The following is a 16414-nucleotide window of genomic DNA, read 5'->3' as shown; positions in this document are numbered from 1 at the left end:
CATGCGCTACACGACCTTCGGCCACCGGACCGGACTGCGCGTCTCCGAGTACGCGCTCGGCACCGCGAACTTCGGCACCGGCTGGGGCGCAGGCGCCGAGCCCGACGAGGCCCGGCGGATCTTCGACCGGTTCGCCGAGGCCGGCGGCACCTTTCTCGACAGCGCGGACGGCTACCAGTTCGGCGAGTCGGAGGAACTGACCGGAAAGCTGATCTCCGCCGACCGCGACCACTTCGTCCTGGCCACGAAGTTCACCCTCGGTGCCGCCCCGCAGCCGGACATCTCCAAGACCGGCAACAGCCGCAAGAACATGGTCGCCTCAGTCGAGGCCAGCCTGAAGCGCCTGGGGACCGACTACATCGACCTGCTGTGGGTGCACTTCCCCGACGAGCTCACGCCGATGGAGGAACTCCTTCGCGGACTCGACGACCTGGTGAGCGCCGGCAAGATCCACCACGCCGCGCTGTCCAACTTCCCCGCCTGGCGCGTCTCGCGCGCGGTAACCCTCGCGGACCTGAAGAACTGGGCCCCGATCGTGGGCATCCAGCACGAGTACAGCCTCGTCGAGCGCACCGCCGACCGTGAGCTCCTGCCCATGGCCGAGAGCCTCGGGCTCGGCGCAGCCCTGTGGTCCCCGCTCGGTGGCGGACTGCTCACCGGCAAATACCGCGGCTCCGCCGAGGGGCGCCTGAGCGACCTGGGCATGGTCATCCACACCGAGAGCACCGGCCAGAAGACCGCCGTTGTCGACACCGTCCTGGCGATCGCCGAGGAGAGCGGCGTGACGCCCGCCCAGGTGGCGGTGGCGTGGGTGCGCGAGCGCGCCGCCCGTTCCGTGGCCACGCTCGTCCCGATCATCGGCCCGCGCAGTCTCTCCCAGCTCGACAGCTACCTCGGCGCCCTCGATGTCCAGCTGACCGACGAGCACTACACCCGCCTCGCCGAGGTCAGCGCGGTGCCGCTCGGCGTGCCCCATGAGGGGATCGCCGCCTCCCTGGACCGCCTCCAGGGAGGCGCCGCCGACCACGTCACCGCCCCGGTCGTGCCGGTGGCCTGATGGGTGAACGCGTCTGAGGACGCGGTGCGCCCGCGCCGCACCCAGAAAGACAACACAAACCAGTTCGTACTGGGAGAAGCCTGGGCGAGCGGAGACCCCGACCTTCCACGGACGGGAACGGAACGGAGACGACGATGAAGGCTTTCATGGTCGAGAAGTACGGCGACCAGGCCGGGATGCGCGCCGCCGAAATCCCCGCCCCCCAGGTAGGTGCCGACGATGTCCTGGTCAAGATCCACGCGGCGGGCGTCAACCCGCTGGACCTCAGGATCCGCAACGGAGACTTCAAGGCGTTCATGCCCTACCGTCTCCCGCTCATTCTGGGCAACGACCTCGCCGGGACGGTCGTCCGGGTCGGCCCGTCCGTCACCCGCTTCTCGGTGGGCGACGAGGTCTACGCCCGGCCTGACAAGGACCGCATCGGTACCTTCGCCGAACTCATCGCTGTCCGCCAGGATGACCTGGCACCCAAACCGGCCACGCTCACCATGACCGAGGCCGCCTCCCTCCCCCTGGTCGCCCTCACCGCATGGCAGGCACTGGTCGAGCGGGCCCGCGTGCAGCCGGGACAGAAGGTCCTCATCCACGCGGGCGCCGGCGGCCTCGGCTCCATCGCCGTCCAACTGGTGAAGGCGCTCGGCGCACACGTCGCCACCACCGTGAGTACCGCCAAGGTCGACCTGGCCAGGGACCTCGGCGCGGACGTCGTCGTCGACTACCGCACCCAGGACTTCGAAGAGGTCCTCGACGGCTACGACGTCGTCCTCGACAGCCTCGGCGGCGAGACCCTCGTCAAATCCCTGCGCGTACTCAAGCCCGGCGGCACGGCCATCAGCGTCGCGGGCCCGCCCGACCCGGCCTTCGCCCGCGAACTGGGCGCGAATCCAATCCTCCGCCTGGCCATGACCGCCCTCAGCTTCAGAACCCGGCGCAACGCCAAGCGCCACGGTGTGACGTACTCGTTCCTGTTCATGAAGGCCAGCGGCGACCAACTGCGCGAACTCAGTCCCTTCATCGACACCGGGAAGATCCGTCCCATCGTCGACCGCGTCTTCCCGTTCGAAGAAACCCTCCAGGCCATGGAGTACGTCGAGAAGGGCCAGGCGAAAGCTGGAAAAGTCGTCGTCTCCATGATGTGAGCGCGGGCACAGCCCAAACGGACGCCGAGGCAACCCGTCACACCGAGAAGCCCAACCCCCGCCCCCCGTCCCCCACCACACACCAGGGACCCGGCCATGAGCACATTGTCCAGCTCAGCCACACCCACTCCGTCGTCGTACAAGAACGTGCCGACCCGCTCCGTGTCCGTGCAGGGCGTCAACTTCGCCTACCGGCAGCTCGGCCCGGACGACGGCGTACCGCTGATCCTCCTCAACCACCTGTCCGCGGTCCTGGACAACTGGGATCCACGGGGCGTCGACGGACTGGCCGCCCGACGCCGCGTGATCACCTATGACAACCGCGGCGTCGGCGCGTCCGGCGGCTCCACACCCGACACCGTCGAGGCGATGGCCCGCGACACCGTGCTGTTCATCCGGGCCCTCGGGTTCGACCAGGTCGACCTGCTCGGAATGTCGATGGGCGGCTTCATCGCCCAGGTCATCGCGGCAGAGAAACCCGACCTCGTACGCAAACTCATCCTCGCGGGCACCGGCCCCGTCGGCGGACCCGGCATCGACAAGGTCACGCCCCTCACCCTCCAGGACGTACTCAAGGCGACGCTGCGGCGCAAGGACCCGAAGCACTACCTCTTCTTCACCCAGACCGAAGGCGGCCAACGGGCGGCGCGCGAGTTTCTGGCGCGGCTGAAGGAGCCCACGGACAACCGCGACAAGGCGATCTCGGTGCCGTCGTTCCGCGCCCAGCTGAAGGCCATCAAACGCTGGGGCCGCACGGCACCGCAGGACCTGTCGCGCATCCAGCAGCCGGTCCTGGTGGCCAACGGCGAGAGCGACCGGATGGTGCCGAGCGAAACACACTCGACCTGGCCGCGCGGCTGCCCGGGGCGAACTCGTCCCCCTCTACCCCGACGCCGGACACGGGGGCATCTTTCAGTACCACGACGAGTTCGTAGCACTGGCGCTCGGGTTCCTGGAATCATAGCCAGGCCGGGGCCCGACACCGATCCGCGCGGCCCCGTGAGATTCACCGATGCGCGGGAGGCGCCGGCAGCGGACCCGCCTCGTAACTCACCACACCCCGGTTTCTCACAAACGGGGGGGCTTTGCCCGAGCAGGATCGAACAGGGCCGGACGGAGACCGCCGAGGAGCCGATCGGGTCGCAGAAGCCGTTCTTGCTCAGAAGTGGCAGGAACGGGGTTCTGCGACGTGAGTTGTGCGAAAACCTGGTGTCATGGCGGACCCTCAAGAGCCTTCCCCGCCCGCCGGGTCACAAGCCGATCTCGTCGAACGCCACCCGTGCCCGAAGTGCAAGGCGGCTCCCGGCTCGCCGTGCCGCTCGCGCTCCGGCGCGGTCGCCAGCGCGTATCACACCGGTCGCTTCACCAAGGTGCCCATGCTCGCGAAGGAGCTGCGGGTGCAGACGCCGGCCGACCGCGGACCAGGGCAGCCGTGGCGGCCCGGGGCTCCGGTGCCCGTGGCCGTCGACCCGGGCGTGCCGAGCGCGGATATCCTTATCGGTTACGCCCGCTGCTCGACGCTCGGGCAGGAGCTCGACTCGCAGCTGGACGCGCTCGCCAAGCACGGCATCCCCCGGGACAAGATCTTCAGCGAGAAAATCAGCACCCGGATCAAGGTCCGCCCCCAGTTCGAGGCGGCGTTGAAGACCGCGTGGGAGATCAAGGCGCACGCGCCGCACTGCCGGGTCCTGTTCACGGTGTACGAGATGAAGGGGCTGGGGCGTGATGCAGCCGAGCTCACCGCGCTGGCGGACCATCTGACCGAGCACGGCCTGGTGCTGGAGATGCTCGCCGGACCGCTGCCCGGCATCTACGACCCCACCGGCCCCGGCAAGCTGCTGTTCGGCTTCTTCGCCGCGATGGCGGAGACCGAGCGGGAAACCAACTGCGAGTCCACCCTCGAAGGGCTCGACACGGCGGCCCGCAAGGGCAAGCACGGCGGTCGGCCACCGGTCATCACCGACGACATGCTCCACACCGTGCTGCGGCGCCGCGCAGGCGGCGAGTCCGTCGAGCAGATCCAGGCCCGACCTGATCATCCCCACCGGCAAGCGCAAGGGGCAGAGCCCCTCCGTCGCAAGCATCTATCGGGCGCTCGCCGAACACGCCCAGCGCGAGGCGTACCCCGAAGCCGTCGAGCAGGCCCACGCCGACTTCGCCGCCCTCCAGGCCGGCGAAGTCCCCGGAGCCCGCCTCGCTCTCCCTGACCGAGCGTCACTCTGATTACAGAGAGCTACTTGTCGCTTCGCTGCAGCTTCGGGAGAACAGGGCCGACGACGACAACTGGCTCGCGGACCCACGGGACGTAGGGCTCGCGGTCGAAGTCAACTACCGGTCCGAGAAGGCCCGGGACATCAGGACACGGTGCGGGGCAAGTACGGCGAGGAGATCCGCCTGCCCGCGCCGTTCTCCCTGGTTCTGGCCACGGATGGCCTGCCGGTGTACGGGACGCCTGGCACGCCCGGCCCGCGTTGAGGGGTGCGCGCCCGGGCGGACGTCACGTCACCAGGTCACGGGGATGGCCTCCGGGATGCGGAAGGCGACATCGGGCCGCCAGGGCACCTCCGCGTCCGGCCCGGCGAGGCGCAGGGTGGGGGTGCCGGGGGCGGTCAGGGCTTCCAGTACGGCGGCGATCTGCATCCGGGCCAGCCGGTTGCCCGGGCAGTGGTGCTTGCCGTAGCCGAAGCCGAGGTGCGGGCAGTGCTGCCGGTCGGTGGAGAAGCGGCCGGGGTCGAAGCGGTCGGGGTCCGGGAAGGCCACGGGGTCGTGGTTGGCGGATTCGAGGGAGAACAGGACGCACTCCCCGGCCTTGATGGTCAGGCCCTCGATCTCCACGTCACGCGTGGCGAGCCGCTTGGCACCGCCGGTGGCCATCGGTGTTCTGCGCAGCAGTTCCTCCACCGTGGCCGGGACCAGTCCGGGGTCGACCCGTACGGCCGTGACGATGTCGGGGCAACGGGCCAGGGTCACCAGGGCGTTGGCGAGGAAACTGGCAGAGGTGCGGTATCCCGCGATGAGGAACACGTTGGCGACCTGGGCGAGTTCGGAATCGCTCAGCCGGCCGCCCGCTCCGACGCGCCCGGCCGGGATCTCGGCCTCGGCGAGTTGTCTGAGCAGATGGTCACCCGGGGTGGCGACCAGGCCGGGGAGTCGCCGCAGGAAGAAGTCGTACATGCGGGCGATCGCCGCCGTCATCGCCTCCGTGCCGGGGCCGCCCCAGGTCAGGACGGTGTCGCAGGCCTCGTTGAGCAGGACCTTCTCCTCCTCGTCCAGCTCGCCGAGGAGGACCTGGCAGGCCACCAGGTAGGGCAGCGGGACCGCCAGCCCGGTGTACAGGTCGGCGGGCGGCCCCGTCCGGACGAGGCCGTCGATCAGCGCCGTGGCCTGCCGGCGGGTCCAGGCGTGGTAGCGGCGTACCGCGCGCGGGCCGAGCGCGTCGCTCATCACCGAGCGCAGCCCGGTCTCGCGGAGGGTGGCCATGATGTCGCCCCGGGTGCCCTCGGCGCGCGGGGCGATGGGCTCCTGGCGCGGGGCGCCTGGTCGCAGGGCGGCGGAGAGGCTCAGCCGGGGATCGCCGAGGAGGGCGCGGGCCACGTCGTACCGGGTGACGAGCCAGGCGTGATCGCCGGTGACCGTCCTGACCCGGGTGGCGGGTTGCGGGGTGTCCCGCAGCAGGGTGTACACCGGGGAGATCGTGTCGCTCCAGTCCCCGAACGGGAAGTCGAGGGGCGGCAGTTCCGTGTCCATGGTCAGCCTCCCGTGCGGGGTCGCGGGAGCGTGACGCCCGGCGCCGGGGCGGGCGGAGGGGCCGCGTCGGCGGGCCGTACCACCGCGAACGCCTGGCCGGGCGAGGCGAACAGCTCCTCGAACATCAGCGGCATGGTGGGGATCATGTGGTGGTAGATGTGGACGGAGGAGGGCACGCCGAGGATGGCCGGCGTGTCCGCGCACACGGGCAGCTCCGCGATCAGATAGCCCATGCCGACCTCCAGTTGCCGCTCGCTGGGCTCGACGCCCTTCAGGTGCGAGGCGAGGGCGAGCCCGCTCGCCTGGCGGAACACGTTCCGTACGCGGGGCTTCTCCGCCACCACCTGCTCGATGCGGCGGAGCAGCGAGCGGTACGCGGGGTGCTCGGTGAACTCCGAGAGCACGCGCACCCGGTGCCGGTACGCGGGCACCTCGGCGGCCACCCAGGCCCGCGCGATACGCCGCCGCAGCCGCCGGGTCTCGCGCTGCGTGCTCGTCCGCACGCGCTCGGGGTCCCAGCCCAGCGCGCGGTACGTGTGGGTGAGCGACGCGTCCGGGATGACGGGGTCCACCTCGTCGAAGACCGAACTGGCCCACCGCAGCAGGGCGGTGAGCCGCTGCTCGTTGAAGTACCCGTTCCCCGGGCTGACTCCGATCAGCGCGTGCTCGCCCCGTTCGCAGATCTCCCGGCAGTGGTCGGTGTACGGCTCGATGGTGAATTCAGGCGGGATCCTTCGTCCGGCGATCTCGTGCATGGGTTTCTCCCGTACGTCAGGAAAAGTGCGGACACGTGGCAGTGTGTTCGGCGCGGTGGGCGCGCGACAGCTTCCGCCGGGAGACTCCATTCGAATGAGTGGCCGACGCTGATCAAACGTGCGAGATGTGGCGTGTACTCGTCAACTTTGGCTGGCGTGGCGGCCTTACGGTCCGGCCCGTCAGCGCTCCCGGCGGGCGTTGAGCCGGGCGGCCTGGCGGGTCAGGTGGTCGCGTTCGGCGAGGTTGGTGGCCTGGTGGGCGGCGTCGGCGTACAGCCGCGCCGCCGTCTCCAGGTCGCCGTCGCGCTCGTGGAGGTACGCCGCCACGGCGGTGCGGCGGGGCAGGGGGTGTCCGCTGCCGGGGGAACGCAGGGCGGCGTCGTCCAGTGCCGCGAGCGCCGCCAGACCCGCGCGCGGTCCGTCGGCCTCGCCGACGGCCACCGCGCGGTTGAGCCGGACGACCGGGCTGTCGGTCAGGCGGACGAGTTCGTCGTACCACTCGACGATCTGCACCCAGTCGGTCTCCCCGGCGGTGGGCGCGTCGGCGTGGAGGGCCGCGATGGCTGCCTGGGCCTGGAACTCGCCCAGCCGGTCCCGGGCGAGAGCCGTCTGAAGGATCCCGATGCCCTCGGCGATCGCGGCGGTGTCCCACCGGCCCCGGTCCTGCTCGGCCAGCGGCACCAGGCTCCCGTCGGGCGCGGTCCTGGCGGCGCGCCGGGCGTGGTGGAGCAGCATGAGGGCGAGCAGCCCCGCCACCTCGGGATGGTCGATGACGGCGGCGAGCTGCCGGGTGAGCCGGATGGCCTCGGCGGCGAGGTCGACATCGCCGGAGTAGCCCTCGTTGAAGACGAGGTAGAGGACGCGCAGCACGGTGGCGACGTCGCCGGGCCGGTCGAACCGTATCCCGGAGACGGTGCGCTTGGCCCGGCTGATGCGTTGCGCCATGGTCGCCTCGGGCACCAGGTAGGCGCGGGCGATCTGGCGGGTGGTGAGCCCGCCGACGGCGCGCAGGGTGAGGGCGACCGCGGACGCCTGGGTCAGCGACGGGTGGGCGCACAGGAAGTAGAGCTGGAGCGTGTCGTCCACCGGGGACGCGGGGCCCGGCTCCGGTTCCTCGTCGACGAGGTCCTCACGCCGGCGGCGGGCGGCGTCCGCCCGGGTCGCGTCGAGGAACCGGCGCCAGGCCACGGTGACCAGCCACCCCTTCGGATCGCGCGGAGGGTCGGCCGGCCAGACGCGGACCGCCTCGACCAGCGCGTCCTGTACGGCGTCCTCGGCCGCCGCGAAGTCGGCTCCGCGGCGGACGAGGATCCCGAGCACGCTCGGGGTGAGGCTCCGGAGCAGGACCTCGTTCACCGGGGAGGTCACTCCGTGACGGTGGGCGGCTCGGTCAGGAACGGACGCAGTTCGAGCCACTCGTGGATCGGCTCCCCGCCCGCGCCGGGGGCGGCCGACAGCTCCCCGGCCAGCTCGACGGCGCGCTCGTAACTGTCGACGTCGATCACCATCCAGCCGGCGATGAGGTCCTTGGTCTCGGCGAACGGGCCGTCGGTGACCGGCGGGCGGCCCTCCCCGTCGTACCGCACCCACGTCCCCTCGGGGGCGAGCGCCTGACCGTCGACGAACTCGCCGGTCCCCTCCAGCCGGGCCGCGAAGTCCTGCATGTACCGCACGTGGGCCGTGATCTCCTCCGGCGTCCACCGGTCCATGGGCACGTCGTTGGCCGGGGCCGGGGCGCCGCGGTAGTGCTTGAGCAGCAGGTACTTGGCCATGGTGTTCTCCTCGGTGCTGGTGCGGCCCATTGTGGCCGCGTCCACCCCTGGGACGGAGCGGGCCACGGGTTCTCGACATGCCCGGCCCATCTTTTTTGATTCTCCTGGCCGAGCCCTCCGCCTCGGAGGCCGAACCTTCCCGCTCGCGGAGAGACATTTGCCACCACTTGGCACACATCCAAGATCCACGCGCGCGCTCGTATCCTCGGACCTATGACAACCAGCAGCGCACCGCAGGGCCCCGAGACCGGACAGCCGACCGCCAACGGCATGCGCCGCGCCCTCAAACGGGCCCGGGACGGTGTCGCGCTCGACGTCGCCGAGGCCGCCGTGCTGCTCCAGGCGCGCGGGGCGGACCTCACCGAGCTGGCCGGGTCCGCCGCGCGGGTGCGGGACGCCGGGCTGGCGGCCGTCGGGCGGGCCGAGGTCATCACGTACTCCCGGAAGGTCTTCATCCCGCTCACCCGCCTCTGCCGCGACAAGTGCCACTACTGCACCTTCGTCACCGTCCCCGGCAAGCTCCGCCGCGCCGGGCACGGCATGTTCCTCTCGCCCGACGAGGTCCTGTCGATCGCCCGCGAGGGCGCCGCGATGGGGTGCAAGGAAGCCCTGTTCACCCTCGGCGACCGGCCCGAGGACCGGTGGCCCGAGGCGCGGGAGTGGCTGGCGGCGGAGGGGTACGACGACACGCTCGCCTACGTACGCGCCATGGCGATCCGCGTCCTGGAGGAGACCGGGCTGCTGCCCCACCTCAACCCCGGGGCGCTGTCCTGGACCGACCTCCAGCGGCTCAAGCCCGTCGCGCCGAGCATGGGCATGATGCTGGAGACCACCGCCACCCGGCTGTGGTCCGAGCCCGGCGGCCCGCACCACGGCTCGCCCGACAAGGAGCCCGCCGTCCGGCTGCGGGTCCTGGAGGACGCCGGCCGCTCCAACGTGCCGTTCACGACCGGTGTGCTGATCGGCATCGGCGAGTCGTACGAGGAGCGCGCCGACGCCCTCTTCGAGCTGCGCCGGATCCAGCGGGCCTACCAGGGCCTCCAGGAAGTCATCGTCCAGAACTTCCGCGCCAAGCCCGACACCGCCATGCGCGGCATGCCCGACGCCGAGCTGGAGGAGCTGGCCGCGACCATCGCCGTCGCCCGGCACATCCTCGGCCCCGCCGCCCGCATCCAGGCGCCGCCCAACCTCGTGGACGCGGAGTACGCCCTGCTCATCGGCGCGGGCATCGACGACTGGGGCGGGGTCTCGCCGCTCACCCCCGACCACGTCAACCCCGAGCGCCCCTGGCCGCACATCGACGAACTCGCCGCGCGCACCGCCGAGTCCGGCTTCGAGCTGCGGGAACGCCTCACCATCTACCCGGAGTTCATCCAGCGCGGCGAGCCCTGGCTCGACCCCCGGCTGCTGCCGCACGTACGGGCCCTCGCCGACCCGGAGACCGGGCTCGCCCGCGAGGACGTCACCCCGGCCGGGCTGCCCTGGCAGGAACCGGACGAGGGCTTCACCGCCACCGGCCGCACCGATCTGCACCGCACCATCGACACCGAGGGCCGCACCGCCGACCGGCGCGACGACTTCGACGAGGTGTACGGGGACTGGGAGGCGCTGCGCGAGGCCGCCGCCCCCGGCATGGTGCCCTCCCGTATCGACACCGACGTACGGGAGGCCCTCGCGCAGGCCGCCGACGATCCGGTGAAGCTCACCGACGACCAGGCCCTCGCCCTGCTCCACGCCGACGGGCCGGCCCTCGACGCGCTCACCCGGATCGCCGACGCGGTGCGCCGCGACACCGTCGGCGACGACGTCACGTACATCGTCACCCGCAACATCAACTTCACCAACGTCTGCTACACCGGCTGCCGCTTCTGCGCCTTCGCCCAGCGCCGTACGGACGCCGACGCGTACACCCTCTCCCTCGACCAGGTCGCGGACCGCGCGCAGCAGGCGTGGGAGGTCGGCGCCACCGAGGTCTGCATGCAGGGCGGCATCCACCCCGACCTGCCCGGCACCGCCTACTTCGACATCGCGCGCGCGGTGAAGGAGCGCGTCCCCGGTATGCACGTCCACGCCTTCTCCCCGATGGAGGTCGTCAACGGCGCCTCCCGGACCGGCCTTTCGATCCGGGAGTGGCTGACGACCGCCAAGGAGGCCGGACTCGACTCGATCCCCGGCACGGCGGCGGAGATCCTCGACGACGAGGTCCGCTGGGTCCTCACCAAGGGCAAGCTGCCCACGGCCACCTGGATCGAGGTCGTCACGACCGCCCACGAACTGGGCATCCGCTCCAGCTCCACGATGATGTACGGACATGTCGACCAGCCCCGCCACTGGCTGGGCCACTTCCGTACGCTCGCCCGCATCCAGCGGGAGACCGGCGGGTTCACCGAGTTCGTGACGCTGCCCTTCATCCACACCAACGCCCCGGTCTACCTGGCCGGCATCGCCCGCCCCGGGCCCACCGACCGGGACAACCGGGCCGTGATCGCGATGGCGCGGCTGCTGCTGCACCCGTACATCCCCAACATCCAGACCAGTTGGGTGAAGCTCGGCACGGAAGGCGCGGCGGAGATGCTGCGCTCCGGCGCCAACGACCTGGGCGGGACCTTGATGGAGGAGACCATCTCCCGTATGGCAGGCTCCAGTTACGGCTCGTACCGCTCCGTGCGGGACCTGGTCGCCATCGCGGAGGCGGCGGGCCGCCCGGCGAAGCCGCGGACGACGCTGTACGGGGAGGTCCCGGCGGAGCGGGTCGAAGCGGCGGCCGCGTCGGACGGACACCTGCCGGAGTTGCTGCCTCTGCTGGCAGACTGAGGGCCGGGGAGCCGAAGAGCGGGACAGCGCGGGAGCGCGTGATCGGGGGAGTACGTACGTGGCAGAGGCGCGGGCGCATCAGCCGTCGATGGCCGAACTGATCGCGCGGCGCCGCAGGTTCATCGGCCGCAGCGCCGAACTGTCCGCGTACCGCGACAACTTCGGCTACCCGCCCGAGGACGAGCGGCACCGCTACCTCTTCCACGTCCACGGCAACGCGGGCGTCGGCAAGACCTCCCTCGTACGGGAGCTGGAGCGGGCCGCCCGGGAGTGCGGCGCGCTGACGGCGTACGTGGACGAGTCCGTCAGCAGTGTCCCCGAGGCGCTGGCCGCGATCGCCGAACAGCTCGACCGGCAGGGGCATCCGCTCAAGCAGCTCGACCGGCAGCTCGCCACCTACCGGCAGCGGCGGCACGAGGCCGAGGCCGTGTCGAGCGCCGCTCAGGCGGGCCCCGGTGCCGTGGGAGGGGTGCCTCCCGCCGCGTCCGCCGGGGCGACCGCCGCCGCCACCGCCGGGGTGATCGGGCTGCGGATGGTCCCGGTCGTCGGGGCGTTCGCCGACGCCGTCGACACCCAGCAGCTCGCGGCGGGCGCCGACCGGCTGCGGGCCACGCTCAGCGCCCGCTTCCGCGACCAGGAGGACGTCCAGCTCGTCCTCAAGCCGGACCAGGTGCTCACCCCCGTCCTGGTCACCGAACTCACCGGGATCTCCCGCGACATCCCCTGGATCGCGCTCTTCTTCGACACGTACGAACGCACCGCACCCTTCCTGGACACCTGGCTGCGCGACCTGATCAAGGCCGGGCGGTACGGGGACTTCCCGGCCCGCGTCGTCGTGACGCTCGCCGGCCAGCGCCCCCTCGACACCGAGGTCTGGGGCGGTTACGGGGGCTTCGCGACGGACCTGCCGCTCGCCCCCTTCACCGAAGGGGAGGCGCGCACGCTCCTCGCGGCGAAGCGGGTCACCGACGAGTCCGTCGTCGAGGAGGTGCTCAGGCTCTCCGGCGGCTTGCCCGTCCTCGTCTCCACCCTCGCGGAGAACCAGCCCGACGACCCGGGCGACGTGGGTGACCCCAGCGCCAGCGCCGTCGAACGCTTCCTCAAGTGGGAGCAGGACCCCGTACGGCGCGCCGCGGCCCTCGCCTGCGCCCTGCCGCGCCGGCTGGACGAGGACGTCTTCCGCGCGGTCGTCACCGAGGACGTCCTCGGGGCCGTCGTCGCCGAGGACCCGGCGGGGCTGTACGACTGGCTGCGGGCCCTGCCCTTCGCCATCCGCAAGGACGGCGCGGTCACCTACCACGGCGTGGTGCGTGCCCCCATGCTGCGTCTCCAGCGCACCCGATCCCCGCGCGGCTGGCGGGAGCGGCAGGCCGCGCTCGCCGCGTGCTTCGCCCGCTGGCGCGCCGAGACCGAGAGCGAGCTGCGCGCCGACGAGGTCTGGGAGAGCGCCGAATGGCGCGCGCTGCGCTTCGAGGAGACGTACCACCGGCTGTGCGCGGGACCCCGCGGCGCGCTCCCCGGCGCGCTGCGGGACGTCGTCGAGGGCTGCCGCGAGAGCCCGGCTGCGGCCCGCCGCGCGGCCCAGGCGCTGGCGGAGGCCGGCACGGACACCGGCAACGAGGCGGCCCGGGAGTGGGGACGGCGGCTGGTGGCCGCCCTCGACGACGAGGAGAGCGGCGTACGGGCGGCCCTCGGCGTGCTGCTCGACCGGCCGGGACTCGACACCCCGGGCCGGGCGGCGGCGCACACCGTACGGGGCCGGGAACTGCGCGAGGCGGGCTCGCACGAACCCGCCCTCGCCGAGTACGACCGGGCCCTCGCGCTCGACCCGGAGGCGCCCCTCGCACACTACGGCCGCGGCCTCACCCACCAGGAGAACGGGGCGTACGAGGCCGCCCTGGCCGATCTGCGCCGCGCCGACGAACTCTCCCCGGACACGGTCTGGATCCTGGAGGTGTACGGGGAGACGCTGCGGATCGTCGGCAGGGACGACGAGGCCGTCGCCCTGCTGGACCGCGTCCTCGCGCTCGACCCGACCGACGCCTTTGCGCTGGCCTCCCGGGGCGTCGCCCAGCACGCGCTGGGCCGGCACGAGGCCGCCCTGGCCGATCTCGACCGCGCCCTGGAGCTGGACGACGCGTACCTGTGGGCCCTGGTCCGCAGGGCCCGCCTGCTGCGCGACCTGGAAGAGCCCGACCGGTCCTTCGCCGATCTGGACCGCGCGGTCGAACTCGCCCCGGACAACGCGTGGATCGCCTCCGAGCGCGGCGAGGGGTACCGGCTCGCCGACCGTGACGAGGACGCGGAACGGGAGCTGACCCGCGCCCTGGAGCTCGACGCCGAACACGCCTCGGCGCTGGGCGGCCGGGGGCATGTCCGCCATCAACTGGGGCGGGACGCCGAGGCGCGCGCCGACCTCGACCGGGCGATCGAACTGGACCCCGAGTACGCCTGGGCGCTGGCGCACCGCGCCCGGCTGCGGCGGGAACACGACGACGCCGCCGGCGCGCTGGCCGACCTGGAACAGGCCGTCGAGGCCGACCCGGACACCCTCTGGATCCGGCGGGAGCGCGGCGAGGCCCGGCTGAACGCGGGACAGCACGAGGAGGCGCTCGCCGACCTCACCGAGGTGCTGGACCGGCAGCCCGACGACATCTGGGCGCTCACGCTGCGCGGCCGGGCCCATCACGTCCGGGGCCACTACGGTGACGCCTTCGCGGATCTGGACCGGGCCCTGGAACTCGATCCGGACGACTCGTGGGCGTACTACTGCCGGGGCAGGACGGGCCAGGCCGCGGGCCGCCCGGACCAGGCGTACGCCGATCTCGTACGGTGCGCCGAGCTGTACCCGGAGGCGGACCACGCCCGGCGCAGGGCGGCGGCCATCTGCCTGCTCGTGGGCCGGCCCGAGGAGGCGCTGCGCCTGATGGACGGGATGACCGACCCCGGCGAAAGCAGCCCGGTGGACCGCTGCGAGGCACTGCGCCGCAGTGGACAGTGGGCCGAGGCGCGCGCGGTGGCCGAGCGGCACAGCGCCGAGGCGCCGGTGTACGGCACACTCCAGCTGGCCATGACGGTGACCGTGGCCGAGGGCGCCGAGGCCGGGGTCCCGGTCTGGCGGGAGCTGGAGCGGCTGATCGGCGAGGCCGGTGGCGTCTCGGCCGACACGACCGCGTACGGGGCGATGCTGAGCGGGGCCGTACGGGGGGACTGGGCGGCGCTCGACAGCGCGCTCACCGCCCTGTTCGACATGGCACACGAGTGGGACGACCTCGCGAACATGGCCTGCGACCTCGAAGAGCTGCTCCACGCACCCGGCATCGACACCGCCGGCCTCACCCCCCGCCACGCCCGCGCCGCCGCCGCACGCGACGCGTTCGCCGCCCGCTGGGCGTGACCCGGGGACGGGCCCGGGAGACGGGCCCGGGAGACGGGCCCCGGAGACGGGCCCCGGGGAGGAGAAAGACCGAAGAGACCCGCCGCGCCTACTTTCGTCGGATGCGGCACCGCGCCCGCCCTCCGTAACGTTGTACGGCATGACAGCACCGTTTCCCGCCGAGCCCGCCGACGGAACGCCCGCTCCCGGCCCGCCCGTTGGCGGCGGGCCCGCGCCAGGCCCGCCCGCTCCCGGCCCGCCCACCGGCGCTGGGGCCGTCGGCGGAACGCCGGCTCCGGGCCCGCCGGTGCCTGGCGCGCCCAGCGGCGGTGGGGCGCCCGCGCCAGGTCCACGCTTCGGCGGGATACCGGTTCCCGGCGCCGGGGCCGTCGGCATTGGGGCGGCCGACGGTGGGGCGCCCGGCGGAACACACCTGCCCGGCCCGCGCGCCGACGGTGGGGCGGCCGGCGGAGCGCCCGCGCCCGGCAAACCCGCCACCGCGCGCCTCGCGGATGTCGACGCGCTGCGCGGCTTCGCGCTCTTCGGCATCCTGATGGTCAACATCCCGTTCTTCGCGAGCGGTTACACCCTGCTCGACGTGGCCGACCCGGCCAGGACCGCGTGGCACGACCATCTCGCCACGAACGTGGTCCAGTTCCTCTTCGAGTCGAAGTTCTACCTCCTCTTCTCCTTCCTCTTCGGCTACAGCTTCACGCTCCAGCTCAACTCCGCCGCCGCACGCGGGGTCTCCTTCCGTCCCCGCTTCCTGCGGCGGCTCGGCGGGCTCTTCCTGATCGGGGTCGCCAACGCGGCGCTGCTCTTCTACGGCGACATCCTGGTGACGTACGCCTTCCTCGGCCTGCTGCTCTTCCTCGTGCGGGGCATCTCGCCGCGCCGCGCCCTGTGGGTGGCCGGGATCATCACCGGTGCGATCACGCTCGCCTTCCTGGCCCTGGCCGTCCTCGTGGCCCTCATCGACGAGGCCTCCGCGACCGCGACCCCCGCCGAGCGGCTCACCATGCTGGCCGACGGCCACGCCGCCACCGAGGCGATGCGCGGCGGGCTCGGGTCGGTGCTCGGCGAGCGGGTCTCCTCGCTGTCGACCGCGTTCCCGCTGATCTTCTTCTTCCAGGGCCCGCTGGCCTTCTCCGCCTTCCTCGTCGGACTGGCGGCCGGCAAGCACCGCGTGCTCGACCACACCGCCGCCGCGGACCCGGACGCGTACCGGCGCACGCTGCGGCTCATCCAGCTCATCGGCTTCCCGGTCGGCCTGGCGGGCGCGTTCTGGTACGCCGCCGCCGGCCCCGAGGACCTCTTCGCGCCCGCCGCGCACCTCGTCACCGCGCCCTGCCTGACCGCCGCGTACGTCGCCACCCTGCTGCGCTTCTTCCGCACCGCGCGCGGCGCCCGGCTCGCCGAGACGCTGGCCCGCCCCGGCCGTATGGCGCTCACCAACTACCTGAGCCAGTCGGTGCTCTGCGGTCTGATCTTCACCGGGGTGGGCCTCGGGCTCATCGGGCGGATGCCGTACGCCGCGGTGATCGCCGTCGCGGTCGGGATCTTCGCCGTCCAGGTGGTGTGGAGCGCCTGGTGGACGCGGCGGTTCCGGATGGGCCCGGTCGAGTGGCTGCTGCGCGCCGTCACGCACCTGGAGCGGCCCGCACTGCGCGGCTGAGTGCGCCCTCAACCCACTGTTCCCGTTCGATTACAGTGCTGCGCAACCGTGCGCAGTCCGATCGGGGGCCGACAGGGGA

General features: G+C 72.5%; 10 protein-coding genes and 1 pseudogene. 7 read left to right on the top strand and 4 right to left on the bottom strand.

Translation table 11 applies throughout. The features are described from left to right. Position 1: 1 nt before the first annotated feature. The 4 genes and pseudogenes from ACFTZC_RS03365 to ACFTZC_RS03350 all read left to right on the top strand — a co-directional run bounded on the left by ACFTZC_RS03365 (position 2) and on the right by ACFTZC_RS03350 (position 4403). Positions 2 to 1057 (top strand): aldo/keto reductase, encoded by a 1056-nt coding sequence (locus ACFTZC_RS03365; protein WP_382886382.1) that lies wholly within the window; start codon positions 2 to 4, stop codon positions 1055 to 1057. Between the two features lie 134 nt (positions 1058 to 1191). Further along, positions 1192 to 2196, top strand: coding sequence for an NADP-dependent oxidoreductase (locus tag ACFTZC_RS03360; protein ID WP_382886381.1), 1005 nt, complete (start codon positions 1192 to 1194; stop codon positions 2194 to 2196). 96 nt (positions 2197 to 2292) lie between these two features. After that, a pseudogene (locus ACFTZC_RS03355) lies at positions 2293 to 3003 on the top strand (alpha/beta fold hydrolase); the annotation flags it as partial. Positions 3004 to 3410: 407 nt separating this feature from the next. Further along, positions 3411 to 4403, top strand: coding sequence for a recombinase family protein (locus tag ACFTZC_RS03350; RefSeq protein WP_382886380.1), 993 nt, complete (start codon positions 3411 to 3413; stop codon positions 4401 to 4403). Positions 4404 to 4698: 295 nt separating this feature from the next. Here the strand turns inward: ACFTZC_RS03350 and ACFTZC_RS03345 are convergent, their stop codons facing one another. The 4 genes from ACFTZC_RS03345 to ACFTZC_RS03330 form a co-directional block, all read right to left on the bottom strand. Further along, entirely contained in the window at positions 4699 to 5943 is a 1245-nt protein-coding gene (locus ACFTZC_RS03345; RefSeq protein WP_382886379.1) for a cytochrome P450, read from the bottom strand. 2 nt (positions 5944 to 5945) lie between these two features. After that, positions 5946 to 6698: a tRNA-dependent cyclodipeptide synthase gene (locus ACFTZC_RS03340; RefSeq protein WP_382886377.1), complete on the bottom strand. Its 753-nt coding sequence runs from the start codon at positions 6696 to 6698 to the stop codon at positions 5946 to 5948. A 180-nt stretch (positions 6699 to 6878) separates the two neighbouring features. Continuing rightward, entirely contained in the window at positions 6879 to 8054 is a 1176-nt protein-coding gene (locus ACFTZC_RS03335) for an RNA polymerase sigma factor (RefSeq protein WP_382886723.1), read from the bottom strand. 8 nt (positions 8055 to 8062) lie between these two features. Next, positions 8063 to 8470: a YciI family protein gene (locus tag ACFTZC_RS03330; RefSeq protein ID WP_382886722.1), complete on the bottom strand. Its 408-nt coding sequence runs from the start codon at positions 8468 to 8470 to the stop codon at positions 8063 to 8065. A gap of 213 nt (positions 8471 to 8683) precedes the next feature. On the opposite strand from ACFTZC_RS03330, the gene ACFTZC_RS03325 reads away from it, so the two are divergent. From ACFTZC_RS03325 to ACFTZC_RS03315, 3 genes are all read left to right on the top strand, one after another. Beyond that, positions 8684 to 11284: a bifunctional FO biosynthesis protein CofGH gene (locus tag ACFTZC_RS03325; RefSeq protein WP_382886375.1), complete on the top strand. Its 2601-nt coding sequence runs from the start codon at positions 8684 to 8686 to the stop codon at positions 11282 to 11284. Positions 11285 to 11342: 58 nt separating this feature from the next. Beyond that, a complete protein-coding gene (locus tag ACFTZC_RS03320) occupies positions 11343 to 14681 on the top strand; it encodes a tetratricopeptide repeat protein (RefSeq protein WP_382886374.1) in 3339 nt (1112 codons plus the stop codon). 286 nt (positions 14682 to 14967) lie between these two features. Next, on the top strand, positions 14968 to 16335 hold the full coding sequence (locus ACFTZC_RS03315; protein WP_382886372.1) for a DUF418 domain-containing protein: 1368 nt from the start codon (positions 14968 to 14970) through the stop codon (positions 16333 to 16335). The last annotated feature ends 79 nt before the right edge of the window (positions 16336 to 16414 follow it).

Origin of the sequence: Streptomyces sp. NPDC056987 (assembly GCF_042673865.1) — a bacterium.
GTDB lineage: Bacteria > Actinomycetota > Actinomycetes > Streptomycetales > Streptomycetaceae > Streptomyces.
Note: the sequence above shows the minus strand (reverse complement) of the source record. Positions and strands in the feature narration are given on the sequence as shown.